This is a genomic window from Pseudomonas sp. R5-89-07 (genome assembly GCF_003851685.1).
Taxonomy (GTDB): Bacteria; Pseudomonadota; Gammaproteobacteria; order Pseudomonadales; family Pseudomonadaceae; genus Aquipseudomonas.
This window is the reverse complement of record NZ_CP027727.1, coordinates 4,329,696-4,355,274: the sequence shown is the minus strand read 5'-3', so window position 1 is coordinate 4,355,274 and position 25,579 is coordinate 4,329,696. Positions and strand designations below refer to the sequence as shown.

Below are 25,579 nucleotides of genomic sequence, written 5' to 3'. Positions count from 1 at the left end.
ATTCCTTCTCAGTGCCCCGGATGCCGTCGATGAATGCCCCATCCCCCGTAAAGCTAACGCTAGTGGTTGCCGCCGTCATCCTTTGTTGGGCGTATTCGCCGATTGGTGTGCACCTCGGGCTGCACAGCTACAGCCCTGGCCAACTGGCGCTGCTGCGGTTTTTGATCGCGTCGGTGTTCATGGGCGCGTTGGCGCTGGTGATGGGCATCGGTCGGCCACGCCTGCGGGATCTGCCGTGGCTGCTGGTACTGGGTTTTTTCGGCGTGTTCCTGCACCACACCAGCCTTAACAGCGGCCAGCAATGGGTGACGGCGTCGGCGTCCAGCGTGCTGGCGCAGTCGGCGCCGTTGTTCAGCGTGTTGATTGCGTTCTTCTGCTTGAAGGAGCGGGTCAGCGCCTGGCGCTGGGGGTGCGTGCTGCTGGGGCTGTGTGGTGTGCTGGTGGTGATCCGGGGCGATCAAGGCATGGCCGACCTGGATCCACGCGGCTTGCTGATCCTGCTGGCTGCACTGTCCTGGAGCGTGTATTTCGCGGTGCAGAGGCATTACGCGCACCGCTACAGCCCGCTGACCCTTGCCTGCTACATGGTGTGGTTCGGCACCCTGATGCTGGGCGTGAACCTGCCGGGCCTGCCTGCTGCGGTCATAAGGGCGCCGATGTCGGTCAACCTGGCGGTACTGGTGCTCGGTGTCTTTCCCAGCGCCCTGGCGTACCTGGCCTGGGGCTATGTGCTCAAGCATGTCGAGGTCAGCCGCGCCTCGGTGGCGATGTACCTGGTGCCACCGGTTGCGATGGCGATGGCGGCGCTGCTGCTCGGTGAACACATCGGCCTGCAGTTGGTGCTGGGTGGGCTGATGGTGCTGGCCAGCGTGGCCGCTATCAGTCTGGAGACACGCTGGGTGCGTTCTCCCCGGTGTACAGCTGGATGATGTCGTCGATTTCGCCGGACTGCTTCATGCGCAACAGGGTGCGCAGGATCTGTTGCACCGGCACGCTGGGATCGTTGCGCACGATACAGCCCAGGAATTGTTCTTCGATCACGGCGACTTTATGCAGGCGACGGTCGATCGGCAGTTGCTGATTGAAGCGATCCAGTATCCATTCGTTGCTCACTGCATAGGCATAACGCCCGGCCACCAGCTTTTGCAGCACCTGCTCTTCGCTGCGCGCGTCGTCGCGGGTCAGCCGGCCATCGGCAAATAATGGGTCGAGGAGGGGGTAGCGGTAGTTGAGCACCGTTCCTACCGCCTGCGGCAACAGCCTGGCTACCGGCATCAGTTGAGGGTGGATGCTGGTCAACACATTGCGCTGCATCATCAGCGGTACGCTCCAGAGGTAGTCGCCGGGTACGTTGTCGAACCACTCCCGGGCGACGTAACAACGCACATCGATTTCCCCATGGCCCATGGCATTGGCCAGGCGCGCACGGGCCAGCACCTGGAACTGGGCGGGCTGGCCGACCTGAGTGGCCAGGCTTACCATCACGTCATACAGGATGCCCTGGGTCGGGCGGCCGTTCTCAAGGTGCACCATGGGCATCGCCCAGCTGTCGGAAATCGAGAAGCGCAACGGCGCGGGTGCCGCCAGAAGGGTCGTGGCTATCATCCATAAAGCGCCCAGGACTACGCGCATATGCTCTCCGGGTTCAGGCCTTGGCGCAGCCTTTGAGGTCAGCTTAGTCAGATTAGACGAGCGTGCCGGATGCAATTTCCCCCTTGCTCCGCTAGCATTACCGGCTTCCGCTTCCCAGTTGCGACGGTTTTCGATGAGTTATCAGGTTCTTGCACGTAAATGGCGCCCGCGCTCGTTCCGCGAAATGGTCGGCCAGACCCATGTGCTCAAGGCTCTGATCAATGCCTTGGACAGCCAACGGCTGCACCACGCCTACCTGTTCACCGGTACACGCGGGGTGGGCAAGACCACGATTGCGCGCATCATCGCCAAGTGCCTGAACTGTGAGACGGGTATCACATCGACACCTTGCGGCACCTGTTCGGTCTGCCGCGAGATCGACGAAGGGCGTTTCGTCGACCTGATCGAGATCGACGCCGCGAGCCGCACCAAGGTCGAAGACACCCGCGAGCTGCTCGATAACGTGCAGTACGCGCCGAGCCGTGGCCGCTTCAAGGTCTACCTGATCGACGAAGTGCACATGCTTTCCAGCCATTCCTTCAACGCACTGTTGAAAACCCTTGAAGAGCCGCCGCCCTACGTCAAATTCATCCTGGCGACCACCGACCCGCAGAAACTTCCTGCGACGATTTTGTCGCGCTGCCTGCAGTTCTCCCTGAAGAACATGACGCCTGAGCGGGTAGTCGAGCATCTGACCCACGTGCTTGGCGTCGAGAACGTACCGTTCGAAGACGACGCGCTGTGGCTGCTGGGCCGCGCCGCCGATGGCTCGATGCGTGATGCCATGAGCCTCACCGACCAGGCCATCGCCTTTGGCGAAGGCAAGGTCATGGCCGCCGATGTGCGCGCCATGCTCGGCACGCTGGACCACGGCCAGGTGTTCGACGTGCTGCACGCGCTGATCGAGGGTGACGCCAAGGCGTTGCTCGAAGCCGTGCGCCATTTGTCGGAGCAGGGCCCGGACTGGAATGGCGTGCTCTCGGAAATCCTCAATGTGCTGCACCGCGTCGCCATCGCCCAGGCATTGCCTGAGGGTGTCGACAACGGCCATGGCGACCGCGACCGCGTATTGGCGCTGGCCCAGGCGCTGCCGGCTGAAGACGTGCAATTCTACTACCAGATGGGCCTGATCGGGCGCCGCGACCTGCCCCTGGCGCCGGACCCGCGCGGTGGCTTCGAGATGGTGTTGCTGCGGATGCTGGCGTTCCGGCCCGCAGACTCGGCGGATGCGCCGAGACAGCCGCTAAAGCCAGTGGGGATCAGCCAGGCCACAGTTGATTCCGCCAAACCAGTGGCTGGCGCGGCGGTAGTCGTGCCAGTAGTGGCTGCGCCCGCAGCGGTTCCCGAGCCTGTCGTTGCCGCTGCGGTGGCCGAGCCTGAACCGGTTATCGAGCCAGAGCCCCAACCCGAAGTTGCCCTGGTGGTCGATCTGCCCTGGAATGACCCGGTTGAAGCGCCCGTCGAGCCCGAGCAACAGCCCGCCGTGGAGCCGGTACTGGAGACCACCGGCGAGCAGCCGGAATTGACCCCGATGCCCACGCCGACCCCGGACAGCGTGGTGCCGGATGCCCCTGAGTGGGTATCCGCGCCTGTGCCGGAGCCGACCGTGGCCCAGGTTGAAGCCGCCACCCCCGGCATCGACCTCGACGACGAGCCGCCGCTGGACGAAGACTACATCGAGCCGGACATGGATTCGGCCTACAGCTACCTGGACGAACTGGCCAGCGAGCACACCGCCGAGCCGGCCCCCGAGCCGGAGGTAGAGCCCGCCGCCGCCCCGGCCACCGGCCTGGCCCTGCAGTGGCTGGAATTGTTTCCGAAATTGCCGATCTCCGGCATGACCGGCAGTATCGCCGCCAACTGCACGCTGATCGCCATCGACGGTGACCACTGGCTGCTGCACCTGGACCCGGCCCACAGCGCCCTGTTCAATGCCACCCAGCAGCGCCGGCTCAACGATGCGCTCAACCAGTACCATGGGCGCACGCTGACCATCGCCATCGAGCTGATCAAGCCCGAGCAGGAAACCCCGGCCCAGGCGGCGACGCGTCGGCGCCTGGGCCGTCAGCGCGAGGCCGAGGAGTCGATCCAGGCGGATCCGCTTATCCAACAAATGATGCAACAGTTCGGTGCGGTCGTCCGTCACGATACTATTGAACCTGTCGAAGCCCCGACGCCCCAGGCGTCATGAACCGGGCGACTAATTTGATCCACGTACTTTTGAGGTGATTCCCATGATGAAAGGTGGCATGGCCGGCCTGATGAAGCAGGCGCAGCAGATGCAGGAAAAAATGGCCAAGATGCAGGAAGAACTGGCCAACGCCGAAGTCACCGGTAAAGCCGGTGGCGATATGGTCAGCGTGGTGATGACCGGTCGTCACGACATCAAGCGCGTCAGCATCGACCCAAGCCTGCTCGAGGGCGTCAGCGATGACGACCGTGAAGTGCTGGAAGACTTGTTCGCCGCGGCTGTCAACGACGCCGTGCGCAAGATCGAAGCCAACAGCCAGGAAAAAATGGGCGGCGTGACCGCTGGCATGCAACTGCCACCCGGTATGAAGCTGCCGTTCTAATCGGTCGGTTTTCAACTGCACTCCAATGCCAGGCCTCGTGCCTGGCATTTTTGTTTGTGCCTATCGGATCTGAACCCTGGCGCTGCAATCGGGGTCTGCACCCTATACTCATGCATTCCCCAAGGGAGCCCCTGATGCCTCAAGAACCGACGCTCAACCAACGCATCGTCCTGGTCTCACGCCCGCAAGGCGCGCCGACTCCGGAAAATTTCCGCCTCGAACGCGTCAACCTGCCAGAGCTGGCGGACGGTCAGGTGTTGCTCAAGACGCTGTACCTGTCGCTGGACCCCTACATGCGCGGACGCATGAGCGACGCGCCGTCCTACGCCGCGCCGGTGGAAATCGACGAGGTGATGACCGGTGGCGCTGTCAGCCGCGTCGAGCAATCGCGCAATCCGAAATTCGAGGTGGGCGACCTGGTGGTCGGCTCCACCGGCTGGCAAAGCCACAGCATTTGCGATGGCCGCAACCTGATGCCAGTGCCCAACGGTTTGGCGAGCCCATCGATGGCGCTCGGCGTATTGGGCATGCCAGGCGTGACCGCCTACATGGGCCTGATGGACATTGGCCAGCCCAAGGCCGGTGAAACTCTGGTCGTAGCGGCGGCCTCCGGTGCGGTGGGCTCGGTGGTAGGCCAGGTCGCCAAGCTCAAGGGCTTGCGCGTGGTGGGGATTGCCGGCGGTGCGGACAAGTGCCGCTACGTGGTGGATGAGCTGGGTTTTGATGCCTGTATCGATCACAAGGGCGCAGATTTCGCCAGTGAGCTGGCGCTGGCCTGTTTCAACGGCGTCGACATTTATTACGAAAACGTCGGTGGCAAGGTGTTCGATGCGGTGATGCCGCTGCTCAACCCCAAGGCGCGAGTCCCCCTGTGCGGACTGATCGCCGGGTACAACGCCCATGAAGCGCCAAGCGGCCCTGATCGTCTGCCGGCGCTGCAACGCACCTTGCTGACCAAGCGCGTGCGCATCCAGGGCTTTATCGTTTTCGATGACTACGGTGATCGCCAGCCCGAGTTCCTGAGCGCCATGGCGCCGTGGGTGCGCGACGGCAAGATCAAGTTCCGCGAAGACGTGGTCGACGGCCTGGAGCAGGCGCCTGAAGCCTTCATTGGTTTGCTCGAAGGGCGCAACTTCGGCAAGTTGGTGGTGCGCGTCGCACAGGATTGAGCATTTGACGCTAATCCGGGGCGCGGGTATAAACCGCGTCTCGTTGTTTTGTCGGACCCTACGCCCATGAGCTTCAGCCCTCTGATTCGCCAACTGATCGACGCCCTGCGCACCTTGCCGGGCGTCGGCCAGAAAACTGCCCAGCGCATGGCGCTGCAATTGCTGGAACGTGATCGCAGCGGCGGTACCCGCTTGGCCCAGGCCCTGAGCCAGGCCATGGAAGGCGTAGGCCACTGCCGCCAGTGCCGCACCCTCACCGAAGAAGAACTCTGCCCGCAATGCGCCGACCCACGTCGCGATGACACGCTGCTGTGCGTGGTGGAAGGGCCAATGGATGTATACGCGGTGGAGCAAACCGGCTACCGCGGGCGTTACTTCGTGCTCAAAGGTCACTTGTCGCCGCTGGATGGCCTGGGGCCGGAAGCGATCGGCATCCCGCAACTGGTGGCGCGGATTGAAGAGCAGGGCACCTTCAGTGAAGTAATCCTGGCAACCAACCCGACGGTGGAAGGCGAAGCGACGGCGCATTACATCGCCCAGTTGCTGACCAACAAGGGGCTGATCACTTCGCGCATCGCCCACGGTGTGCCGCTGGGTGGCGAGTTGGAGCTGGTCGACGGCGGCACCTTGGCGCACTCGTTCGCTGGCCGCAAGCCGATCGCCCTCTAAAAGCCACCGCAAAACCTAATGTAGGAGGGGGCTTGCCCCCGATAGCGGAGTGTCAGTCAACAAATTCGTTGCTGGTGCACCGCAATCGGGGGCAAGCCCCCTCCCACATTGGTTCTGTGATGAAGCCTACATTTCATCTGCCTTGATAACCAAGCAAGCGCTTGGTAAGTTCGCTCCATCTCGCCATGGAGCTTGCCGATGTCTGCCTATCAGGACTACTTCGACCCCAGCCACCAATTGGTTCGCGACAGCGTGCGCCGTTTTGTCGAGCGCGAAATACTGCCGGGTGTCGAGCAATGGGAGGAAGCGCACAGCTTCCCCCGCGAGTTGTACCTCAAGGCTGGCGCGGCGGGGATCCTCGGCATCGGTTATCCCGAAAGCCTGGGTGGCAGCCACGAGGGCGATGTGTTCGCCAAGGTGGCGGCCAGTGAAGAGCTGATGCGCTGTGGCTCGGGCGGCGTGGTGGCGGGGCTTGGTTCGTTGGATATCGGCCTGCCCCCTGTCGTCAAATGGGCGCGGCCCGAGGTGCGCGAGCGTGTGGCTCCGCAAGTGCTGTCGGGCGAGAAGATCATCGCCCTGGCCGTGACCGAACCTGGCGGTGGTTCCGATGTGGCCAATCTGCAGACCCGCGCCGTTCGCCAGGGTGATTATTACCGCGTCAGCGGCAGTAAGGCTTTTATCACCAGTGGTATCCGTGCCGACTTCTATACCGTTGCCGTACGCACCGGCGGGCCTGGGTTCGCCGGCATCAGCCTGTTGCTGATTGAAAAAGGCACCCCCGGCTTCACGGTCGGCCAACCGCTCAAAAAAATGGGCTGGTGGGCGTCGGACACGGCCGAATTGTTTTTTGACGACTGCCAGGTGCCGGTAGGCAACCTGATAGGCGCCGAGAACATGGGCTTCGCCTGCATCATGGGTAATTTTCAGAGCGAGCGCCTGGCCCTGGCGTTGATGGCCAATATAACGGCGCAATTGGCACTGGAAGAAAGTCTCAACTGGGCGGCCCAGCGCGAAGCCTTCGGCAAACCCATCGGCAAGTTCCAGGTGCTCAAGCATCGTCTGGCGGAGATGGCTACGGCGGTTGAAGTCTCGCGGGAATTCACCTATCGCCAGGCGGCGAAGATGGCGGCGGGCAGGAGTGTGATCAAGGAGATTTCCATGGCCAAGAACCTGGCCACCGACACCGCCGACCGGGTGACCTATGACGCGGTGCAGATCCTGGGTGGCCAGGGCTATATGCGCGGCAACCTGGTGGAGCGGTTGTATCGTGACAATCGTATCCTGTCGATTGGTGGCGGGACGCGGGAAGTGATGAACGAGATCATCAGCAAGCAGATGGGGTTGTGATGTGCAGTGCTCTTTCGGGCCTCATCGGGGTGTAGAACCGTAGACATCGTTTACATCTGAAACCGGGGACATCGTTTACACATTTGAGGCCTGGACGCGGGTCATACCTCGCCCAAGCCTCCCCAGGGGATAATCACACAGGTACAAATCCCAAACATCATCTTCAACTTCTTTGAGTCCTATCCTTTCCCCAGATAGTGCCTCGCTGACAAATAACAACTTGCCGTTCCATTTGATCGATCCGTCCTGTCTGACGCTGCGAACCCTCATTTCTGCGGGATACTCCACATCGGGCAAACAGCCTGGGTAAAGTCGGGTAGACGGCACATATAGGTCTCCCGGACGTTTCATGCCGAGGGCTTCATGAGGGCGTACGTAATTGAACTCATGCCTGAAATGCTCCAGCAAAAGCTGCTGCTCGACTAAGTTTTTCCCTATGGGCAGCTCAAGTTTCAAACTACGGTGCATTCGCTCATGGCGACCATTCTGGGCGGGTCTTCCTGGCATGGTGCGCTCCGGATAGATGCCCAGACGAATCCACCAAACTGCCAATGTGGACATTCTTGCCAGACCCGGAGAGGCGAACGGAACCCCGTTGTCCGAACGGATAACTTCCGGCATGCCGTACTCCTGAAAAAGCCTTTCAAATGCTTGTTTTACTGGCTGGGTCTTGATCTGGGGATGGGCCCTGCACGCCAGAATCATCCGGGACGCGTGGTCTGTAACGGTCAAAGGGAAGCACATCTGCGCGTCAAGCATCTTGAATTGCCCTTTGTAATCAGCGCACCAAGTCTTGTTAGGTTCGTTGGCCTCTCGCATTTCTGCCTGGGAAATACTGTGCCGGCGCTTGAAACGTCGTTTGTTGACGAGCCCAAGTCGTTCAAGCCACTGGCCCGCTGTACTTGGAGAAGGCCAGGCGACGGAAGGATCTTCAAGCCGTAATAGTTCGAGAAGCTTCTTAGGCCCCCATTTATCGTGGGCCTCCTTCATCGCCACCACACGAGCCAAGATCTCGTCGTCGGTTTTATTTGGGCTGTTGTGAGGTCGTCGGGACAGCTCGGATAAGGACTTTAAATCGCCGTTGTGCCGGGCAATCCATTTGTCGACCGTAGGCCGACTAACGTCAAAGCGACGTGCCAACTGGCTTTTGGTGTAGTTGCCAGAAAGCCAGTCGGCAACCAGTCTGATTCGTTGATTCATCGGAGACTCTTGGTTCCAGGGCATGATCAGTTACCTCCTGATCATGCGTATTAACCTGTAAACCATGTCCCCGGTTAGAAATGTAAACGATGTCCCCGGTTTGTACCGGAGCAAGCCCCCTCCCACAGGTTTGACTGGGTTCACAATCAAACTGTGGGAGGGGGCTTGCCCCCGATGAGGCCAGCCAAGGCAATATTTATCGCTCGGTCAGCGCAAACTGCGTCAGGCAAAAAGTCGGTATGCCCATATCCTCCAACCGCTGCGACCCACCCAGCTCCGGCAAATCGATAATCGCCGCCGCCTCAAAGATGTTCGCGCCCATTCGCCGCACCAGGTTCGCCGCAGCAATCAGGGTGCCGCCGGTGGCGATCAAGTCATCGAACATCAGCACTGAATCACCTTCACACAGGCTGTCGGCGTGGACTTCAAGGAAGGCTTCGCCATATTCGGTCTGGTAACCCTCAGCCAGCACGTCAGCCGGCAGCTTGCCTTGCTTGCGAAACAGGATCAGCGGTTTATTGAGCTGGTAGGCAATGATCGAGCCGATCAGGAAGCCTCGGGCATCCATCGCGCCGATATGGCTGAAGTCGGCTTCGACATAGCGCTGGGCAAAGCTGTCGGCGACCAGGCGCAGGGCGCGGGGCGATTGGAATAACGGTGTGATGTCACGGAAGATCACCCCAGGCTTGGGGAAGTCGATGACGGGGCGGATCAGGGATTTGATGTCGAACGAATCGAAGGTCATCGTCGAAGAGTCCTGGGCGAAAAGAGGACTCGAAGTATACCTGCGGCCTCGCGGGTTCGCTTGGCCGCAGGTCCTGGATCACACTTCCAGGGAACCGCCGGCCAGGGCGCAGAGCTGGATGGGATCGAGGATATGCACTTCTTTGCCCTCGGCGGCAATCAACGCGTTCTGCTGAAAGCGGGTAAACACGCGGGACACAGTTTCCACCGCCAGGCCCAGGTAATTGCCGATTTCATTGCGCGACATGCTCAGGCGGAACTGATTGGCAGAAAACCCACGGGCGCGGAAACGTGCCGACAGGTTGACCAGGAAGGTCGCGATGCGCTCGTCGGCGGTTTTTTTCGACAGCAGCAGCATCATCTGTTGATCGTCACGGATCTCGCGGCTCATCACGCGCATCAATTGACGGCGCAATTGCGGCAGCTGCAAGGCCAATTCGTCCAGGCGCTCGAAGGGAATTTCGCACACCGAGGTAGTCTCCAGTGCCTGCGCCGACACCGGATGCATCTCGGTGTCCATCCCGGACAGCCCGACCAGTTCGCTGGGCAAATGGAAGCCGGTGATTTGTTCTTCGCCGCCGTCGCTGAGGCTGAACGTCTTCAACGCCCCTGAACGCACTGCATAAACGGAATCGAACTTGTCGCCCTGGCGAAACAGGAACTCGCCTTTTTTCAGTGGGCGGCCGCGTTTAACGATGTCGTCCAGCGCATCCATGTCTTCCAGATTCAATGAAAGTGGCAGGCAGAGGGGGGCCAGGCTGCAGTCCTTGCAATGGGCCTGGCTGTGAGCGCGCAGTTTGACTGGCTCGGACATTTCTTAAATCCTTGTGGGAAATCACACATAAGACGTAAGGGTAACGCACTGGAGGCCGGCGAGGCCAGCCTCTAGAACAAACCGCCGCTTGTCTAAAGATCCCGATATTGAGGTCGATAAAGGGGCATATCCTTTAGACGGAGCTCGGATAATGTCTGTTATCAGTGCCTACAACCCTACTGTGCGGGTCCCGATTGTGCCCGACGCGAAGCCGGCGACCGAGGCCAATGAAAAAGTACCTGCGGTTGAAAAGAGCACTGAAACCAAAGCGGTTGAAGGTGTGACGGTGACCGTTTCCGCTGCGGCTTTCCAGGCTGCAGGTAAAGCCAAGAGCAGCAATGCGGATATCGACGACAGTGGCCTGGATGACAACGTCAAGCAGGTACTGAAAATGATCCGCCAGTTGAAACAGCAGATCGCCGAAAAACAAGCCGAACTGGCGGCGGTAGCCATGGCCAATAACCTTTCCCCTGAAGAGGCACGCGCCAGGACCAGCGCATTGCAGGGCGAGATCAGTTCGCTGCTGGCGGGCCTGATGTCGGCTCAGATCTCGCTGGCCAAGGCGATGAAAGGCATGAGCGGCGACGATGCAATGAAAGCGGCCTCGCTGTCGATGTAATCAGATCACCCGCGAGAAACGCTGCCGGTTCTGGTGCTCAAGGTACGCATCGAACACCATGCACACCGAGCGCACCAGCAGGCGCCCGGCCGGCAGCACGCGGATGCCCAGCGCGTCCAGCTCGATCAAACCGTCGGCGGCCATCGTTTGCAATTGCGGCCACAGTTCGTCGAAATAGCCGCGAAAATCGATGTTGAACGCCCGCTCGATGGCCTCGAATCCCAAGCTGAAATTGCAGATCAACTGCTGGATCACCGCCCGCCGCAAGCGGTCGTCGGTGGTACAGATCAGGCCGCGACTGGTGGCCAGTTGCGCGCCTGCCAGGGCGTTCTGGTACTGGTTGAGGTCGCTGCTGTTCTGGCAGTACAGATCGCCGATCTGGCTGATCGCTGAAACCCCCAAGCCAATCAAATCGCAATGCCCGTGAGTGGTATAGCCCTGGAAGTTGCGTTGCAGGGTGCCTTCTTCCTGGGCGATGGCCAGTTCGTCGTCCGGCAGCGCGAAATGGTCCATGCCGATGTAGCGATAACCCGCCTGGGTCAACTGCTCGATGGTGGTTTGCAACATCAATAGTTTTTCTGCTGGCGAGGGCAGGTCGTCGGTATGAATGCGCCGCTGGGGCATGAAGCGTTCCGGCAGATGCGCGTAGTTGAACACCGACAGGCGGTCTGGCTGCAGGCTGATGACTTCTTCCACGGTGCGCGCAAAATTGATCGGCGACTGCTTGGGCAGGCCGTAGATCAGGTCGATATTGATCGAGCGAAATTGCAGGGTGCGCGCCGCGTCGATCACCGCGCGGGTTTCTTCCAGGCTTTGCAGGCGGTTGACCGCCCGTTGCACCTCGGGGTCGAGGTCCTGTACGCCAATGCTCACGCGGTTGAAGCCCAATTCGCGCAGCAGGCCCATGGTTGCCCAGTCGGCTTCGCGAGGGTCGATTTCGATGCCGTAGTCGCCCGAATCGTCGTCCAGCACATTGAAGTGCTGGCGCAGGTGTGCCATCACCTGGCGCAACTCGTCGTGGCTGAGAAAGGTCGGCGTACCACCGCCGAAATGCAGTTGCTCCACCGGCTGTTTCGGGTCGAGGTGGCAGGCCACCTGCTGGATCTCTTGCATCAGGCGCTGCAGGTAGGCCTGGGCGCGACCGCGGTCCTTGGTGATCACTTTGTTGCAGGCGCAGTAGTAGCAGATGTTGGCGCAGAACGGCACGTGCACATACAGCGACAACGGCCGGGTGGCTTTGCGACTGTCGCGCAACGCATGCAGCAGGTCGAAGGTGCCGACCTGGCTGTCGAATTGTACGGCGGTGGGGTAGGACGTATAGCGCGGCCCCGCCAGGTCGTAGCGGTGAATCAGGTCTGTGTCCCAACGAATGGCGTCGAGCATGCGGGCGGTCCCCCGGATTGGCAAGTGGGCCGAGTCTAGGGGCAGGGTGGGGAGGGCATGTTGATTTGCGTCAACGGGGAGCGGCGCTATGCCACAGGCGGGTCAGTGGCCCATCAGCCAGTGCTGGTGCGGCCCCGGCAAGGTCCAGAGGCCGAACAGCACCACCAGCAAACCACCGGCCCGGCGCACGCTGCGCTTGCGCAATAGCGTGGTGACGCGTTCGGCGGCCAGCCCGGTGGCCAGCAACACCGGCCAGGTGCCCAGGCCGAACGCCAGCATTAGCAAGGCGCTGTCCAATGCATTGCCCTGGCTCGCGGCCCACAGCAGGGTGCTGTAGACCAATCCGCACGGCAACCAGCCCCACAGCGCGCCCAACAGCAAAGCGCGGGGCAGGCTTGAGACCGGCAGCAGGCGGTTGGCAATCGGCTGGATGTGCCGCCACAGGCCGCGGCCGAGGCTTTCGATACGGGTCAGGCCGCTCCACCAGCCGGCCAGGTACAGGCCCATGCTGATCAGCAGCAACCCGGCCAGTACCCGCATGAACATCGCCGCCGGACTGTTGGCGACCGCCCACCCGGCCAGGCCGATCAGCAATCCGGCAGTGGCGTAACTGACGATGCGCCCCAGGTTGTACGCCAGCAGCAGACGAAAACGGCGGCTGCGCTGTTCCTTGGGAATCGCCAGGGTCAGCGCCCCCATCAACCCGCCACACATGCCCAGGCAATGGCCACCGCCGAGCAGGCCGAGGATCAGCGCAGAGACCAGCAAAGGCGCCAAATCAAGCATGCGGCGGCGCTTTGGGTGGCGGCTCGGCGCGGTTGGCTTCGTCGATGGCGGCCAGGTGATTGGGGTCCTGGTCGTCGAACAGCACGCTGTGGGCCGGGCCGTCGAGGTCTTCGTACTGACCGCTGTCCACCGCCCAGAAGAAAATGTAGATGGCCACGCCCACTAACAGCAGCGCCGCCGGAATCATCACGTATAGAGCTGGCATCTGCACTCCATGCCCGCGCGGCTCAGGCCGGCAGCGGGCGATTGATCAAGGGGGCACTGGCGGCCGGCGCACTCGGCAGGCGAGTCAGGCGCAGGGCATTGAGCACCACCGTCAACGAACTGAGGGACATGCCGATAGCCGCCCAGATCGGGGTGATCCACCCCAGGGCGGCGAACGGCAACATCAGGCCATTGTACAACCCGGCCCACAGCAGGTTTTCAATGATGACCCGGCGTGTGCGACGCGCCAAGGTAAAAGCCTGTACCAGCGCTTCCAGGCGGTTGGACAGCAGCACCGCATCGGCGCTGGTTTTGGCCAGGTCCGTGGCCGAGCCCATCGCCACGCTGATATCGGCGGCGGCCAGTACCGGCACATCGTTGACACCGTCGCCGAGCATCAGCACCTTGCGGCCTTCTTTGTGCAGGCGTTGCAGCACGTGCAGTTTGTCGTCGGGACGCAAGCCGCCGTGCGCTTCATCGATGCCTAATTCGGCAGCGACGCTGGCGACCATCGGCGAGCTGTCCCCCGACAGCAGCAGGGTACGCCAGCCACGGGCCTTGCACGCGGCGAGCAAAGCTGGCGCATCGCTGCGCAGGCGGTCGTCGAGCACGAACCAGGCGAGCGCACCGCGCTGGTCGCCCAGCAGCAGCCATTGCCCTGCGTCGTCTGGAGATGCCGGGACCGGGCTGGCGCTCAGTTCACAGACAAAACCGGGTTGGCCGATGCGCAGCAGGCGCTCGCCCACACGTCCTTCCAGGCCCAGACCGGGGCTGCTCAACACGTCATCGGCAGCCAGTGGCGCGCGCCCGAAGGCGCGGGCAATCGGATGTTCGGAGCGGTTTTCCAGCGCCGCGGCGAGGCCCAGGCACTGGTCGCTGTCCAGTTCGCCCAGGGGCCTGATGGCGCGCAATGCCAGGCGCCCTTCGGTGAGCGTGCCGGTCTTGTCGAAAATCACCGTGTCGATCTGGTTCAGGCCTTCCAGCACATGACCACGGGTCAGCAGCAAGCCGAGAGTGTGCAGCGTGCCGGTGGCGGCGGTGAGGGCGGTGGGGGTAGCCAGGGACAGCGCGCAGGGGCAGGTCGCTACCAGCATTGCCAATACAACCCAGAACGCCCTCGATGCATCAAGCCCCCACCACACCAGGCCGATCACCGCAGCCGCCAGCAGGGAGCCGAGCAGAAACCACTGCGCGGCGCGGTCGGCGATTTGCGCCAGGCGCGGTTTTTCGGCCTGGGCACGCTCCAGCAGGCGCACGATGGCAGACAGGCGCGTGTCGTGGCCCAGGGCACGCACCTGGACGGTCAGCGCACCTTCGACGTTGAGCGTGCCAGCGGTGACGGCATCGCCGGCGCAACGTGGCTGCGGCAGGTATTCGCCGGTCAGCAGGGATTCATCGACGCTGGACTGGCCTTCCAGAATTACGCCGTCCGCTGGCAGCACCGCGCCAGGATGCACCAGCACCCGATCACCCACGATCAGTTCGCCGAGCAGGATGCGTTCGCTCTGCCCGTCCGCTGCCAGGCGCAGGCACGAGGCGGGCAGCAGGTTGACCAACTGCGCGGTGGCGGCGGCGGTGCGTTCGCGGGCACGCCGCTCCAGGTAGCGCCCGGCCAGCAGGAACAGCGCGAACATGCCGACCGCATCGAAATACAGCTCGCCAACGCCGGTGATCGCGGTCCAGATTCCCGCCAGATAAGCCCCGCCAATGGCCAGGGACACCGACACGTCCATGGTCAGGTGGCGTGTGCGCAGGTCGCGCAGCGCTCCTTTGAAAAACGGCGCACAGCTGTAGAACACGATGGGGGTTGTAAGAAACATCGCGACCCAGCGCAGGATCACATGCAACTCGGGGCTGAGGTCGATATTGAATTCAGGCCAGGTGGCCATGGTTGCCATCATGGCCTGGAACCACAGTAGCCCGGCAACGCCCAGTTGGCGCAGGGCCAGGCGATTCTCGCCGGCCAGTTGTTCGGCGGCACGGTCGGCTTGATAGGGGTGGGCGGCATAGCCGATATGGCGCAGTTCACCGAGCAGTTGGCTCAACGGTAACTGGTCGTCGGCCCAGCGCACATGCAGGCGGTGGTTGGACAGGTTCAGCCGCGCCTCGGCCACCGCCGGCAGGCCGCGCAGGTGTTTCTCGATCAACCAGCCACAGGCCGCGCAACTGATGCCTTCCATGAGCAGGGTGGCTTCAGCGAACTCGCCGGTGTGGCGCACGAACGGCTTTTGCACATCGGCGCGGTCGTACAGCGCCAGTTCGTCCACCAATTGCACCGGCAGCGCCTCGGGGTTGGCCGAGGCTTCGCTGCGGTGCTGGTAATAGCTTTCCAGCCCGCCCGCCACAATCGCCTCGGCCACTGCCTGGCAACCCGGGCAGCAGAGCTCGCGACGCTCGCCGAGGATGTCGGTGGTGAACCGGCTGCCGGCGGGGACGGGCAGGGCGCAGTGGTAGCAGGGGGTGGTCATGGTCGGGATCTTTGGTGGCTGGAAGGGCCTCAGCGCGGGCAAGCCCACTCCCACAGGGGATACGCGTTCCAATGTGGGAGTGGGCTTGCCCGCGAAGCGCGATCTTTTACTTCTTCAGGTCTTCGGCGCCTTGCAACGGTTCGTCTCCGAGCAGCAAATCCTTGTCGTGGCTGACCTCTTCTTCTTCGAACAGGCGCCAGGTCTTGTCGCCTTCCACACCGAGCAGTTCCACGAAGCGGCGGCCCTCGACCTTGTCGGTGACCTGGCCGATGTAGCGGCCGGGTTCGCTGTCGCTGCGGGTCAGGTTGATCTTGCGATCCTTCTCTGGCTGGGTTGGCGAGATCAGGTTCAGTTCCAGCGTGTTCGGGTTGCTGTAGCCGGTCAGATGCAGCTCGACTTCACCGGTCAGCTCGTCCAGGTGCAGCTTGCCGCGCAGTTGCAGGGTCTGGGCCAGACGTTCGCGGTCCAGGGAGCGGTTGATGCCTTTGCCAGCCTCGTAATAGTTGTCGTTGACCAGGTTGTCCGGGTGGTTCACGGCGATGGTCACCATGGACAAGGTCAGCGTCACCGAGCAGGCCAGGATCCCGATGATGATCCAGGGCCATAGGTGCTTGTACCAGGGGCTTGCGGCAGTGGTGGCGGGCATTCTTGTGTTCCCTGTTTAACGAACTTGGGGGCCGATGAATCGGCTCTTGGCTTCAATGTGAACGCTGGTGTCGTCGGCATCTTCGAGGATGAAGGTCACCTCGTTGGTGCTGGACGGCAGCTGTTCGGGTGCACTCGACAACTCGACCGGCAGGCTGACGATATCGCCGGCGGCCACCTTGATTTCGCGCCGGCCCTGCAGCTTGAGATCGGGCAGCCCGGCGGCGTCGAGCACGTAGGTGTGGTCACGCTGGTCCTTGTTCATGATCTTCAGGCTGTAGACGTTTTCGATGCGTCCTTCGGCGTTTTCGCGGTACAGCACGCGATCCTTGCTCACGTCGAAGCCCACCAGCGAGCGCATGAAGAATGCGGCCACCAGCAGGCTGATCATTGCCAGCAACACCAGGGCGTAACCGATCAGGCGCGGGCGCAACGTGTGGGTTTTCTGCCCGGACAGGTTGTGCTCGGTGGTATAGCTGATCAGGCCGCGGGGGTACTCCATCTTGTCCATGACGTTGTCGCAGGCGTCGATGCAGGCGGCGCAGCCGATGCACTCGATCTGCAGGCCGTCGCGGATGTCGATACCGGTGGGGCACACCTGCACGCACATCGTGCAGTCAATGCAATCGCCCAGGCCCTGGGCCTTGTAGTCGGCCCCCTTCTTGCGCGGGCCACGTACTTCGCCACGACGTGGGTCGTAGGAAACGATCAGTGTGTCTTTGTCGAACATCACGCTCTGGAACCGCGCATAGGGGCACATGTAGATGCACACCTGCTCGCGCAGCCAGCCGGCGTTGCCGTAGGTGGCGAGGGTGAAGAAGCCCACCCAGAAATACGACCAACCGTCGGCCTGGCCGGTGAAGAAGTCGAACACCAGTTCGCGGATCGGCGAGAAGTAGCCGACGAAGGTCATGCCGGTGACGAAACCGATCAGCAGCCACAGCGTGTGCTTGCTGAATTTGCGCAGGAATTTGTTGGCGCCCATCGGTGCCTTGTCCAGCTTGATGCGCTGGTTGCGGTCGCCTTCGGTGACCTTTTCGCACCACATGAAGATCCACGTCCACACGCTTTGCGGGCAGGTATAACCGCACCAGACGCGCCCGGCGTACACCGTGATAAAGAACAGGCCGAACGCCGCGACGATGAGGATGCCCGACAGCAGGATGAAATCCTGCGGCCAGAAGGTTGCGCCAAAAATGAAGAACTTACGCTCCGGCAGGTTCCACCACACCGCCTGGTGGCCGCCCCAGTTCAGCCACACCGTGCCGAAGTACAGCAGGAACAGACCGGCCCCGCCAAGCATGCGCAGGTTGCGAAACAGCCCGGTGAAGGCGCGGGTGTAGATTTTCTCGCGTGCGGCGTAAAGGTCGACGGTTTTGGCAGGCGGGGTAACGTCGTGTACCGGTATCTGGTCGCTCATCATTGCATCCCACGGCGGTGGAGATTTGCCTCGGCCAGTACGTGCCAACCGGGGTCAAAATAAGGGTGTTGCAGTGGCCCAATGATACGCCCCTGGTGGTAGGTGAAGGCTGCGACCTTTGGTCGCATTGGGGGTGATCAAATGATGGTGTATGTGATCTGGATCAATTGACTTGTGAAGTATGGATGGTTTTCGCGGGTAAGCCGATCATTCGCCCCATGGATTGATCAGAGGCACGCCGCTGGACCTGAAGTCGCTGACGTTGCGTGTGACAACGGTAAGCCCATGAACCAGCGCCGTAGCGGCGATCAGCGCATCACTTTCATTGGCTCGATCTGGCACATGCAGATGGGCGCAGCGCAGCGCAACCGCAGCGTCTACGGGCAGGATTCGCGCATCGAAAGCGGGCATAACATGACGTTTGAGCCAGGTCCGCAATACCTTCCCCTGCGCCGGGTCTCGGCGCTCGATGCGCAATACGCCGGTTTCCAGTTCTTTCAACGTAATCGCAGAAATAAACATTCGTGGCGCACTGACGCTTCTGGCCCAGGCGACGACGTTTGCGTCCGCCTGGGTTTTACGAAGTTCGGAAATAACGTTGGTGTCGAGTAGATACATCAAGACAAGTCCACGGGGCGATGAGTGATCAGGGCACGTTCGGTTTCGAAGTCGATATCGGCCGCTTCCGGCATTACCAGCAGGTCAACGATGTCGGCCTTCAGGCCTGTAAGTTTCTGGTAGTCCTCAATGCTTAGCAGTACATGGGCAGGCTTGCCGCGATCAGTGATAAATACCGGCCCTTGGCGTGCGGCTTTTTTGGCACCACTTGTGTCTTGGTTGAATTCGCGGCTGGAAATGGTCGTGATGGTCATGGGACGACCTCTTCGTAGAATTTGATGTAGTTACGTTACTACTTTGCGATTGCGCGTAGCAAGTACGAGGCTACGAGCGGTAGCGCGGTTCTATTTTGGGAGTTTGAAAGCCAGAAAAAAAAGCCCCGTCAGCATTCGCTACGCGGGGCTTTATGTACTCAACGATCTACTGCTCTTCAGCCTTCTTGTCCCCATGGGACAAACTGTAAACATACGCCGCCAGCAAGTGCACCTTGTCGTTGCCCTGCAGTTGTTCCTGCGCCGGCATCTGGCCCTGGCGGCCATAGCGGATGGTCTGCTGCAGTTGGGCGAAGCTCGAACCGTAGATGAACGCACCCGGATGGGTCAGGTCCGGCGCGCCCATGGCCGGGGTGCCTTTACCCTGTGGCCCGTGGCAGGCCACGCAGTTGGCGGCGAAGAGTTTTTCGCCGTTGGCGACGTCGGCCTTGGCGCCTTCGGGCAGCTTGCGGCCGTCGAGCTTGGTCACCACGAAGGCGGCGACGTCGGCCACGCCTTGCTCGCCGATCACTTCAGCCCAGCCTGGCATCACCGCATGGCGGCCTTGCAGGATGGTTTGCTTGATGGTCGCCGCATCGCCGCCCCAGCGCCAGTCGGCGTCGGTCAGGTTGGGAAAGCCGTAGGCGCCCTTGGCGTCGGAGCCGTGGCACACCGAACAGTTGGAGGCGAACAGGCGGCCGCCCATCTTCAGCGCTTGCGGGTCCTTGGCCACTTCTTCAATGGGCATCGAGGCGAACTTGGCGAAGATCGGCCCGAACTTGGCCTGCGACCTGGCCATTTCCTTTTCCCATTCATGCACGCCGGTCCAGCCGGTCTGGCCGTTGGCAAATGCGGTTTGCTTGTCGTTGTCGAGGTAGTTGTAACCCGGCAGCAGGCCTTTCCAGTTGCCCAGGCCTGGGTAGAGCACCAGGTAGCCGAGGGCGAAGACGATGGTGCCGACAAACAGCATGAACCACCATTTTGGCAGCGGGTTGTCATATTCCTCGATGCCATCGAACGAGTGGCCGACGGTCTCGTCCGTCTGCTCGGCGCGCTGGCCCTTGCGGGTCGACAGCAGCAGCCAGGTCAGGGCGAAGATGGTACCCAGACTGAGGACTGTGACGTACAGACTCCAGAACGTAGTCATTCTTTGTTACTCCTAGACGCTTGCTCGACGTGCTTGATGGCTTCGGGGTCATCTGCAAAAGGCAGCATGGTCGCGTCGTCAAATTCCGATTTGCGCCGTGGGCTGAACACCCAGAGCGCCAGGCCGACAAAGGCCACCATCACCACGACGGTACCCAGGCCACGAATCATCCCGATATCCATGCCGGTCACCGTTTGCTTTTGATGATGGTGCCAAGGCCCTGCAGGTAGGCCACCAGTGCGTCCATTTCGGTCTTGCCCTTGACTGCGGCAGCCGCACCGGCGATGTCTTCGTCGGTGTAAGGCACGCCCAGGGTGCGCAGGACTTCCATTTTTTTCGCGGTGTCCTTGCCGTCGAGCTTGTGTTCCACGAGGAACGGATACGCCGGCATTTTCGATTCAGGCACTACGTTGCGCGGGTTGTACAAGTGCGCCCGTTGCCAGTCATCGGAGTAACGCCCGCCCACGCGCGCCAGGTCCGGGCCGGTGCGCTTGGAGCCCCACAGGAACGGGTGGTCCCACACGCTTTCACCGGCGACCGAGTAGTGGCCATAGCGTTCGGTTTCGGCGCGGAACGGGCGGATCATCTGCGAATGGCAGCCCACGCAGCCGTTGGCGATGTAGACGTCACGGCCTTCCAGTTCGAGGGCGGTGCGCGGTTTCATGCCTTCGACCGGCTTGTTGGTCACGTCCTGGAAGAACAGCGGGACGATCTGGGTCAGGCCGCCGATACTCACGGCAATGACCATGAAGAAGGCCAGCAGGCCGATATTCTTCTCGACTACTTCATGCTTCATCAGTGGGCTCCCACGACGGCGATCTTGGCGGCGGCTTCAGCTTGCTCTGGATCGGAGGCACGCACGGTGCGCCAGACGTTGTAAGCCATGAACAGCATGCCGGCGGCGAAGAACGCACCACCCAGCGCACGGACGATGTAGCCCGGATGGCTGGCTTGCAGCGCTTCGACGAAGGAGTAGGTGAGGGTGCCGTCATCGTTGATCGCACGCCACATCAGGCCCTGGGTAATGCCGTTGACCCACATCGAGGCGATGTAGAGCACGGTGCCGATGGTGGCCAGCCAGAAGTGAGTGTTGATCAGCCCGACGCTGTGCATCTGCGCGCGGCCGAACAGCTTGGGGATCATGTGGTACAGCGCGCCGATGGAGATCATCGCCACCCAGCCGAGGGCACCGGCGTGTACATGGCCGATGGTCCAGTCGGTGTAGTGGGACAGCGAGTTGACGGTCTTGATCGCCATCATCGGGCCTTCGAAGGTCGACATGCCGTAGAACGCCAGCGATACCACCAGAAAGCGCAGGATCGGGTCGGTGCGCAGCTTATGCCAGGCGCCCGAGAGGGTCATCATGCCGTTGATCATGCCGCCCCAGCTTGGCGCCAGCAGGATGATCGACATCGCCATGCCCAGGGACTGAGCCCAGTCCGGCAGCGCGGTGTAGTGCAGGTGGTGCGGGCCGGCCCAGATGTACAGGGTGATCAGCGCCCAGAAGTGCACGATGGACAAGCGATAAGAGTAGATCGGACGCTCGGCCTGCTTCGGCACGAAGTAGTACATCATCCCGAGGAAACCGGTGGTCAGGAAGAAGCCGACGGCGTTATGCCCGTACCACCACTGGATCATCGCATCCGTCGCGCCGGAATAGGCCGAGTAGGACTTGAACAGGCTGACCGGCAGGGACGCGTGGTTGACGATGTGCAGCATCGCCGTGACCAGGATGAACGCGCCGTAGAACCAGTTGCCGACGTAGATGTGCTTGGTCTTGCGCTTGACGATGGTGCCGAAGAACACCACGGCGTACGTCACCCACACGATGGCGAGCAAAATGGCGATCGGCCATTCGAGCTCGGCGTATTCCTTGGTGGTGGTGTAGCCCAGGGGCAGGCTGATAATGGCGCCGACGATGACCGCCTGCCAGCCCCAGAAGGTAAAGGCGGCGAGGCCATCGGAAATTAGTCGCGTCTGGCAGGTGCGTTGCACGACGTAGTAGGAGGTGGCAAACAAGGCACATCCACCGAAGGCAAAGATCACCAGGTTGGTGTGCAGCGGGCGCAGGCGGCCGAAGGTCGTCCAGGGCAGGTCGAAATTCAATTGCGGCCAAACCAGTTGCGAGGCGATGAACACCCCGAGCCCCATGCCAAGGATCCCCCAGACCACCGTCATGATGGCGAACTGGCGGACTACCTTATAGTTATAAGCAGTCGGACTGATTGCTGTGCTCATTCTAAGGTTCCACGGTTTAGGTTTTTTTATAGGTAAAATCGGCCGCAAGTATGTAGAAAGCGAGGGGCCATTGCAACGCAATGGCTGACCTGTATCAATGCGTTCCACGCCAGATTCTGCGCCCTTTCCATGTTTGGCGTAAGGATAAAATCCGAAATCAAAAGCTGATCAAGTGGACAAGAAAATTTCGAGGCCTCGACAGCGCTTGTCGCGTACGCCGAAATCGCTTCGCTTGAAAGCAAGCGTAGACCCGAATCCGGGGTGGGGAAAGTTGGATCTGGGAAGGGTGCGACACTTGGTCGCGCAAGCAGTGGCGAACCGTGGCGAGGGAGCTTGCTCCCGCTGGAGTGCGGAGCGCTCCCAGATTTTTGGGGCCGCTTCGCTGTCCAGCGGGAGCAAGCTCCCTCGCCACAGCTAATGGTTATTGAGGTTGGCTTTCCGGCGTTGCGCCGTCAGCGTTATGAGAAAGGCTGTAGACATAGGCCGCCAGCAGATGCACTTTGTCATTGCCTTGCAGCACTTCCTGCGCCGGCATCTGGCCTTGGCGGCCGTGGCGAATGGTCTGTTGCAGCTGCGCCAGGCTAGTGCCGTAGATAAACCCGGCTGGCTCGGTCAGGTTCGGCGCGCCCATGGCTTGCACACCATGGCCCTGCGGGCCGTGGCAGGCGACGCAGGTGGTGTTGAAGGCAGCTTGGCCCGCCGCCAGGTCGGCCGTGCTGTCGGCCGGCAAGGGCAGCTTGGCCAAGTCATGGCGTACGTAAGCGGCGACATTCTTCACCCCGTCTTCGCCCAGCACTTCGCCCCAGGCCGGCATCGCCGCGTGGCGACCGCCCATGATGGTCGCCTTGATCGCTTCGGCCGAACCGCCCCAGCGCCAGTTGCTGTCCGCCAGGTTGGGAAAGCCATACGCGCCCTTGGCATCCGAGCCGTGGCACACCGCGCAGTTGGAGGCGAACAGGCGACCGCCCATTTTCAAGGCCTGCGGGTCCCTGGCCACGTCTTCCACTGGCATGGCCGCGAATTTGGCGAAGATCGGCCCGAACCGGGCGTCGGCCTTGGCCATTTCCTTGTCCCATTCCTTGGCCTGGGTCCAGCCGCCTTCATAGCCCGGCAATATGCCTTTCCAATTGCCCAGGCCCGGGTAGAGGACCAAGTAGCCGACAGCAAACACCAGGGTGCCGGCGAACAGCATGAACCACCACTGGGGCAGCGGGTTGTCGTATTCCTCGATCCCGTCGAAGGCGTGGCCCATGGTCTGGTCGACGCTGCCTTTGGTTTCGCCCTTGCGGGTGCCGACCAACAGCCAGGTCAGGCCGACCAGGCTGCCCAGCGTCAGTACGCAGATCCATGTACTCCAGAAGGTGGTCATGGCCGAGTGCTCCTTGTTGCAGGCTCTTCTTGAGCGTCCGGTGGAGAAGGTTCATCGGCGAACGGCAGCAGGCGCGCCTGCTCGAACTCCGCATTGCGCCGGTTGTTGAACACCCACAGCGACAGGCCGATAAAAGCAATGGCGACCACCAGCGTGCCAAGGCCGCGGATGGTGCCTGCATCGAATTCAAATCCCATGGCTCACCTCTTGCTCTTGATGGCAGTGCCGAGCACTTGCAGGTAGGAAACCAGCGCGTCCATTTCGGTCTTGCCCTTGAGGCTGGCCACCGCGCCACTGATGTCGTCGTCGGTGTACGGCACGCCGAGGGTGCGCATCACCTTCAACTTGGTCTCGGTGTGGCTGCTGTCGACCTGGGCGGTGACGAGCCACGGGTACGCCGGCATTTTCGACTCCGGCACCACGTTGCGCGGGTTGTACAGGTGTGCGCGGTGCCAGTCGTCGGAGTAGCGTGCGCCAACCCGGGCCAGGTCCGGCCCGGTGCGTTTGGAGCCCCACAGGAACGGGTGGTCCCACACGCTTTCGCCAGCCACCGAGTAATGGCCGTAGCGCTCGGTCTCGGCGCGGAACGGGCGGATCATCTGCGAGTGGCACTGCACACAGCCCTCGCGGATGTAGATGTCGCGGCCTTCCAGTTGCAGCGCGGTGTAGGGCTTCATGCCTTCGACCGGTTTGTTGGTCACGTCCTGGAAGAACAGCGGGACGATCTGGGTCAGGCCGCCGATGCTCACCGCAAGCACCATCAGCAGCATCAGCAGGCCGACGTTCTTTTCAATCGTTTCGTGTTTCATTAAGGACTCCTCAGGCCATCTGCACAGAAGCGACGGCCGCGGCCGGTTGTGCCGAACGCACGGTGCGCCAGGTGTTGTAAGCCATCAGGAACATGCCGCTGAGGAACACCGCACCGCCTACCAGTCGCACGATGTATCCCGGGTGGCTGGCCACCAGGGTTTCGACGAAGGAGTAGGTCAGGGTGCCGTCTTCGTTAATCGCACGCCACATCAGGCCCTGGGCGATGCCGTTGACCCACATCGAGGCGATGTAGAGCACGGTGCCGATGGTGGCCAGCCAGAAATGCGCGTTGATCAAGCCGAGGCTGTACATCTGCTCGCGGCCGAAGACTTTGGGGATCATGTGGTACAGCGCGCCGATGGAAATCATCGCCACCCAACCGAGTGCGCCGGCGTGGACGTGGCCGATGGTCCAGTCGGTGTAGTGGGAGAGGGCGTTGACGGTCTTGATCGCCATCATCGGGCCTTCGAAGGTCGACATGCCGTAGAACGCCAGGGACACCACCAGAAAGCGCAGGATCGGGTCGCTGCGCAACTTATGCCAGGCGCCCGACAACGTCATCATGCCGTTGATCATGCCGCCCCAGCTCGGCGCCAGCAGCACCAGCGACATCACCATGCCCAGTGACTGCGCCCAATCCGGCAGCGCGGTGTAGTGCAAGTGGTGCGGGCCGGCCCAGATATACAGGGTGATCAGCGCCCAGAAGTGCACGATGGACAAGCGATACGAATACACCGGGCGTTCGGCCTGCTTGGGCACGAAGTAGTACATCATCCCGAGAAAGCCGGCGGTGAGGAAAAAGCCTACCGCGTTATGCCCGTACCACCACTGCACCATGGCATCCGTCGCACCGCCGTACAGCGAGTAGGACTTGGTCAGGCTGACCGGGATTTCCAGGTTGTTGACGATATGCAGGATCGCCACGGTGATGATGAACGCACCGAAGAACCAGTTGCCCACATAAATATGCTTGGTGTTGCGCTTCATGATCGTGCCGAAGAACACGATGGCGTAGGCCACCCAGACGATGGTGATCAGGATGTCGATCGGCCATTCCAGCTCGGCGTATTCCTTGGAACTGGTGTAGCCCAGCGGCAGGCTGATCGCAGCCAGCAGGATCACAAGCTGCCAGCCCCAGAAGCAGAACGCGGCGATTTTCGGCGCGAACAGCTGCGTCTGGCAGGTGCGCTGCACCGAATAGAAGGAGCTGGCGAACAGTGCGCAGCCGCCGAAGGCAAAAATCACCGCGTTGGTGTGCAGTGGGCGCAGGCGACCGAAGCTGGTCCAGGGCAAATCGAAGTTGAGCGCAGGCCAAACCAATTGGGCCGCGAGAAAAACCCCGAGCCCCATGCCGACGATGCCCCACACCACCGTCATAATGGCGAATTGGCGGACCACCTTGTAGTTATAGGCGGTACTTAAAGTAGTGTTCATGGTTCCCCATCCACGGTTCAACCCAAGCCAATGCGGCGC

At 61.7% G+C, this 25,579-nt stretch carries 27 protein-coding genes; 7 read left to right on the top strand and 20 right to left on the bottom strand.

Features of this window, described 5'->3' with window-relative positions:
* Nucleotides 1-29: 29 nt before the first annotated feature.
* Nucleotides 30-929: a DMT family transporter gene (locus C4J94_RS19835; RefSeq protein WP_124387703.1), complete on the top strand. Its 900-nt coding sequence runs from the start codon at nucleotides 30-32 to the stop codon at nucleotides 927-929.
* Here C4J94_RS19835 and C4J94_RS19830 read toward each other — a convergent pair.
* Nucleotides 880-1,632, bottom strand: a complete 753-nt coding sequence (locus C4J94_RS19830; protein WP_124387702.1) for an ABC transporter substrate-binding protein — start codon at nucleotides 1,630-1,632, stop codon at nucleotides 880-882. The two genes, C4J94_RS19835 and C4J94_RS19830, sit on opposite strands and share 50 nt — an antisense overlap.
* A gap of 133 nt (nucleotides 1,633-1,765) precedes the next feature.
* On the opposite strand from C4J94_RS19830, the gene dnaX reads away from it, so the two are divergent.
* From dnaX to C4J94_RS19805, 5 genes are all read left to right on the top strand, one after another.
* Complete coding sequence (gene dnaX, locus C4J94_RS19825) at nucleotides 1,766-3,823, top strand: DNA polymerase III subunit gamma/tau (protein WP_124387701.1); 2,058 nt, start codon at nucleotides 1,766-1,768, stop codon at nucleotides 3,821-3,823.
* Nucleotides 3,824-3,866: 43 nt separating this feature from the next.
* The gene (locus C4J94_RS19820) at nucleotides 3,867-4,205 is read left to right on the top strand and encodes a YbaB/EbfC family nucleoid-associated protein (RefSeq protein ID WP_124363899.1); all 339 of its coding nucleotides are present in this window, start codon (nucleotides 3,867-3,869) and stop codon (nucleotides 4,203-4,205) included.
* Nucleotides 4,206-4,339: 134 nt separating this feature from the next.
* Entirely contained in the window at nucleotides 4,340-5,374 is a 1,035-nt protein-coding gene (locus C4J94_RS19815) for an NADP-dependent oxidoreductase (RefSeq protein ID WP_124387700.1), read from the top strand.
* 66 nt (nucleotides 5,375-5,440) lie between these two features.
* Nucleotides 5,441-6,043 (top strand): recombination mediator RecR, encoded by a 603-nt coding sequence (recR, locus tag C4J94_RS19810; RefSeq protein WP_005790294.1) that lies wholly within the window; start codon nucleotides 5,441-5,443, stop codon nucleotides 6,041-6,043.
* 198 nt (nucleotides 6,044-6,241) lie between these two features.
* The gene (locus C4J94_RS19805) at nucleotides 6,242-7,390 is read left to right on the top strand and encodes an acyl-CoA dehydrogenase family protein (RefSeq protein ID WP_124387699.1); all 1,149 of its coding nucleotides are present in this window, start codon (nucleotides 6,242-6,244) and stop codon (nucleotides 7,388-7,390) included.
* A 75-nt stretch (nucleotides 7,391-7,465) separates the two neighbouring features.
* Here C4J94_RS19805 and C4J94_RS19800 read toward each other — a convergent pair whose 3' ends face one another.
* From C4J94_RS19800 to fnr, 3 genes are all read right to left on the bottom strand, one after another.
* Nucleotides 7,466-8,614: an integrase core domain-containing protein gene (locus C4J94_RS19800; protein WP_124384542.1), complete on the bottom strand. Its 1,149-nt coding sequence runs from the start codon at nucleotides 8,612-8,614 to the stop codon at nucleotides 7,466-7,468.
* 172 nt (nucleotides 8,615-8,786) lie between these two features.
* The gene (locus tag C4J94_RS19795; RefSeq protein WP_124387698.1) at nucleotides 8,787-9,335 is read right to left on the bottom strand and encodes an adenine phosphoribosyltransferase; all 549 of its coding nucleotides are present in this window, start codon (nucleotides 9,333-9,335) and stop codon (nucleotides 8,787-8,789) included.
* A gap of 78 nt (nucleotides 9,336-9,413) precedes the next feature.
* The gene (gene fnr / locus C4J94_RS19790; RefSeq protein WP_124387697.1) at nucleotides 9,414-10,148 is read right to left on the bottom strand and encodes a fumarate/nitrate reduction transcriptional regulator Fnr; all 735 of its coding nucleotides are present in this window, start codon (nucleotides 10,146-10,148) and stop codon (nucleotides 9,414-9,416) included.
* A 151-nt stretch (nucleotides 10,149-10,299) separates the two neighbouring features.
* Between fnr and C4J94_RS19785 the strand changes: the two genes are divergently transcribed.
* Nucleotides 10,300-10,767, top strand: coding sequence for a hypothetical protein (locus C4J94_RS19785; RefSeq protein ID WP_124387696.1), 468 nt, complete (start codon nucleotides 10,300-10,302; stop codon nucleotides 10,765-10,767).
* On the opposite strand, the gene hemN is transcribed toward C4J94_RS19785, so the two are convergent.
* The 16 genes from hemN to ccoN (C4J94_RS19705) all read right to left on the bottom strand — a co-directional run bounded on the left by hemN (nucleotide 10,768) and on the right by ccoN (C4J94_RS19705) (nucleotide 25,540).
* The gene (gene hemN, locus C4J94_RS19780; protein ID WP_124387695.1) at nucleotides 10,768-12,150 is read right to left on the bottom strand and encodes an oxygen-independent coproporphyrinogen III oxidase; all 1,383 of its coding nucleotides are present in this window, start codon (nucleotides 12,148-12,150) and stop codon (nucleotides 10,768-10,770) included. It lies immediately after the preceding gene.
* Nucleotides 12,151-12,252: 102 nt separating this feature from the next.
* Nucleotides 12,253-12,936, bottom strand: a complete 684-nt coding sequence (locus C4J94_RS19775; protein WP_124387694.1) for a sulfite exporter TauE/SafE family protein — start codon at nucleotides 12,934-12,936, stop codon at nucleotides 12,253-12,255.
* Complete coding sequence (gene ccoS / locus C4J94_RS19770; RefSeq protein WP_124387693.1) at nucleotides 12,929-13,141, bottom strand: cbb3-type cytochrome oxidase assembly protein CcoS; 213 nt, start codon at nucleotides 13,139-13,141, stop codon at nucleotides 12,929-12,931. Before ccoS ends, C4J94_RS19775 begins: the two co-directional genes overlap by 8 nt.
* Nucleotides 13,142-13,163: 22 nt before the next feature.
* Entirely contained in the window at nucleotides 13,164-15,608 is a 2,445-nt protein-coding gene (locus tag C4J94_RS19765) for a heavy metal translocating P-type ATPase (RefSeq protein WP_124387692.1), read from the bottom strand.
* A gap of 106 nt (nucleotides 15,609-15,714) precedes the next feature.
* A complete protein-coding gene (locus tag C4J94_RS19760; protein WP_124387691.1) occupies nucleotides 15,715-16,254 on the bottom strand; it encodes a FixH family protein in 540 nt (179 codons plus the stop codon).
* A gap of 15 nt (nucleotides 16,255-16,269) precedes the next feature.
* Nucleotides 16,270-17,673, bottom strand: a complete 1,404-nt coding sequence (gene ccoG / locus C4J94_RS19755) for a cytochrome c oxidase accessory protein CcoG (RefSeq protein WP_124387690.1) — start codon at nucleotides 17,671-17,673, stop codon at nucleotides 16,270-16,272.
* Between the two features lie 207 nt (nucleotides 17,674-17,880).
* Nucleotides 17,881-18,291 carry a type II toxin-antitoxin system VapC family toxin gene (locus tag C4J94_RS19750; RefSeq protein WP_124387689.1) on the bottom strand — a complete coding sequence of 137 codons (411 nt, stop codon included), beginning with the start codon at nucleotides 18,289-18,291 and terminating at the stop codon, nucleotides 17,881-17,883.
* Nucleotides 18,291-18,545, bottom strand: coding sequence for a type II toxin-antitoxin system Phd/YefM family antitoxin (locus C4J94_RS19745; RefSeq protein ID WP_124387688.1), 255 nt, complete (start codon nucleotides 18,543-18,545; stop codon nucleotides 18,291-18,293). The genes C4J94_RS19750 and C4J94_RS19745 overlap by 1 nt, the downstream gene beginning before the upstream one ends.
* A gap of 166 nt (nucleotides 18,546-18,711) precedes the next feature.
* Nucleotides 18,712-19,689: a cytochrome-c oxidase, cbb3-type subunit III gene (gene ccoP / locus C4J94_RS19740; protein WP_124387687.1), complete on the bottom strand. Its 978-nt coding sequence runs from the start codon at nucleotides 19,687-19,689 to the stop codon at nucleotides 18,712-18,714.
* Nucleotides 19,686-19,871 (bottom strand): CcoQ/FixQ family Cbb3-type cytochrome c oxidase assembly chaperone, encoded by a 186-nt coding sequence (locus tag C4J94_RS19735; RefSeq protein ID WP_005790274.1) that lies wholly within the window; start codon nucleotides 19,869-19,871, stop codon nucleotides 19,686-19,688. The genes ccoP (C4J94_RS19740) and C4J94_RS19735 overlap by 4 nt, the downstream gene beginning before the upstream one ends.
* A gap of 5 nt (nucleotides 19,872-19,876) precedes the next feature.
* Nucleotides 19,877-20,485 (bottom strand): cytochrome-c oxidase, cbb3-type subunit II, encoded by a 609-nt coding sequence (ccoO, locus tag C4J94_RS19730; protein ID WP_078734203.1) that lies wholly within the window; start codon nucleotides 20,483-20,485, stop codon nucleotides 19,877-19,879.
* On the bottom strand, nucleotides 20,485-21,927 hold the full coding sequence (ccoN, locus tag C4J94_RS19725) for a cytochrome-c oxidase, cbb3-type subunit I (RefSeq protein WP_124387686.1): 1,443 nt from the start codon (nucleotides 21,925-21,927) through the stop codon (nucleotides 20,485-20,487). Before ccoN (C4J94_RS19725) ends, ccoO (C4J94_RS19730) begins: the two co-directional genes overlap by 1 nt.
* 421 nt (nucleotides 21,928-22,348) lie before the next feature.
* Nucleotides 22,349-23,296: a cytochrome-c oxidase, cbb3-type subunit III gene (gene ccoP / locus C4J94_RS19720; protein ID WP_124387685.1), complete on the bottom strand. Its 948-nt coding sequence runs from the start codon at nucleotides 23,294-23,296 to the stop codon at nucleotides 22,349-22,351.
* Nucleotides 23,293-23,493: a cbb3-type cytochrome c oxidase subunit 3 gene (locus C4J94_RS19715; RefSeq protein WP_124387684.1), complete on the bottom strand. Its 201-nt coding sequence runs from the start codon at nucleotides 23,491-23,493 to the stop codon at nucleotides 23,293-23,295. The genes ccoP (C4J94_RS19720) and C4J94_RS19715 overlap by 4 nt, the downstream gene beginning before the upstream one ends.
* 3 nt (nucleotides 23,494-23,496) lie before the next feature.
* Nucleotides 23,497-24,105, bottom strand: coding sequence for a cytochrome-c oxidase, cbb3-type subunit II (gene ccoO, locus C4J94_RS19710; RefSeq protein WP_034108140.1), 609 nt, complete (start codon nucleotides 24,103-24,105; stop codon nucleotides 23,497-23,499).
* A gap of 10 nt (nucleotides 24,106-24,115) precedes the next feature.
* Entirely contained in the window at nucleotides 24,116-25,540 is a 1,425-nt protein-coding gene (gene ccoN / locus C4J94_RS19705) for a cytochrome-c oxidase, cbb3-type subunit I (RefSeq protein WP_124387683.1), read from the bottom strand.
* Nucleotides 25,541-25,579 lie beyond the last annotated feature (39 nt).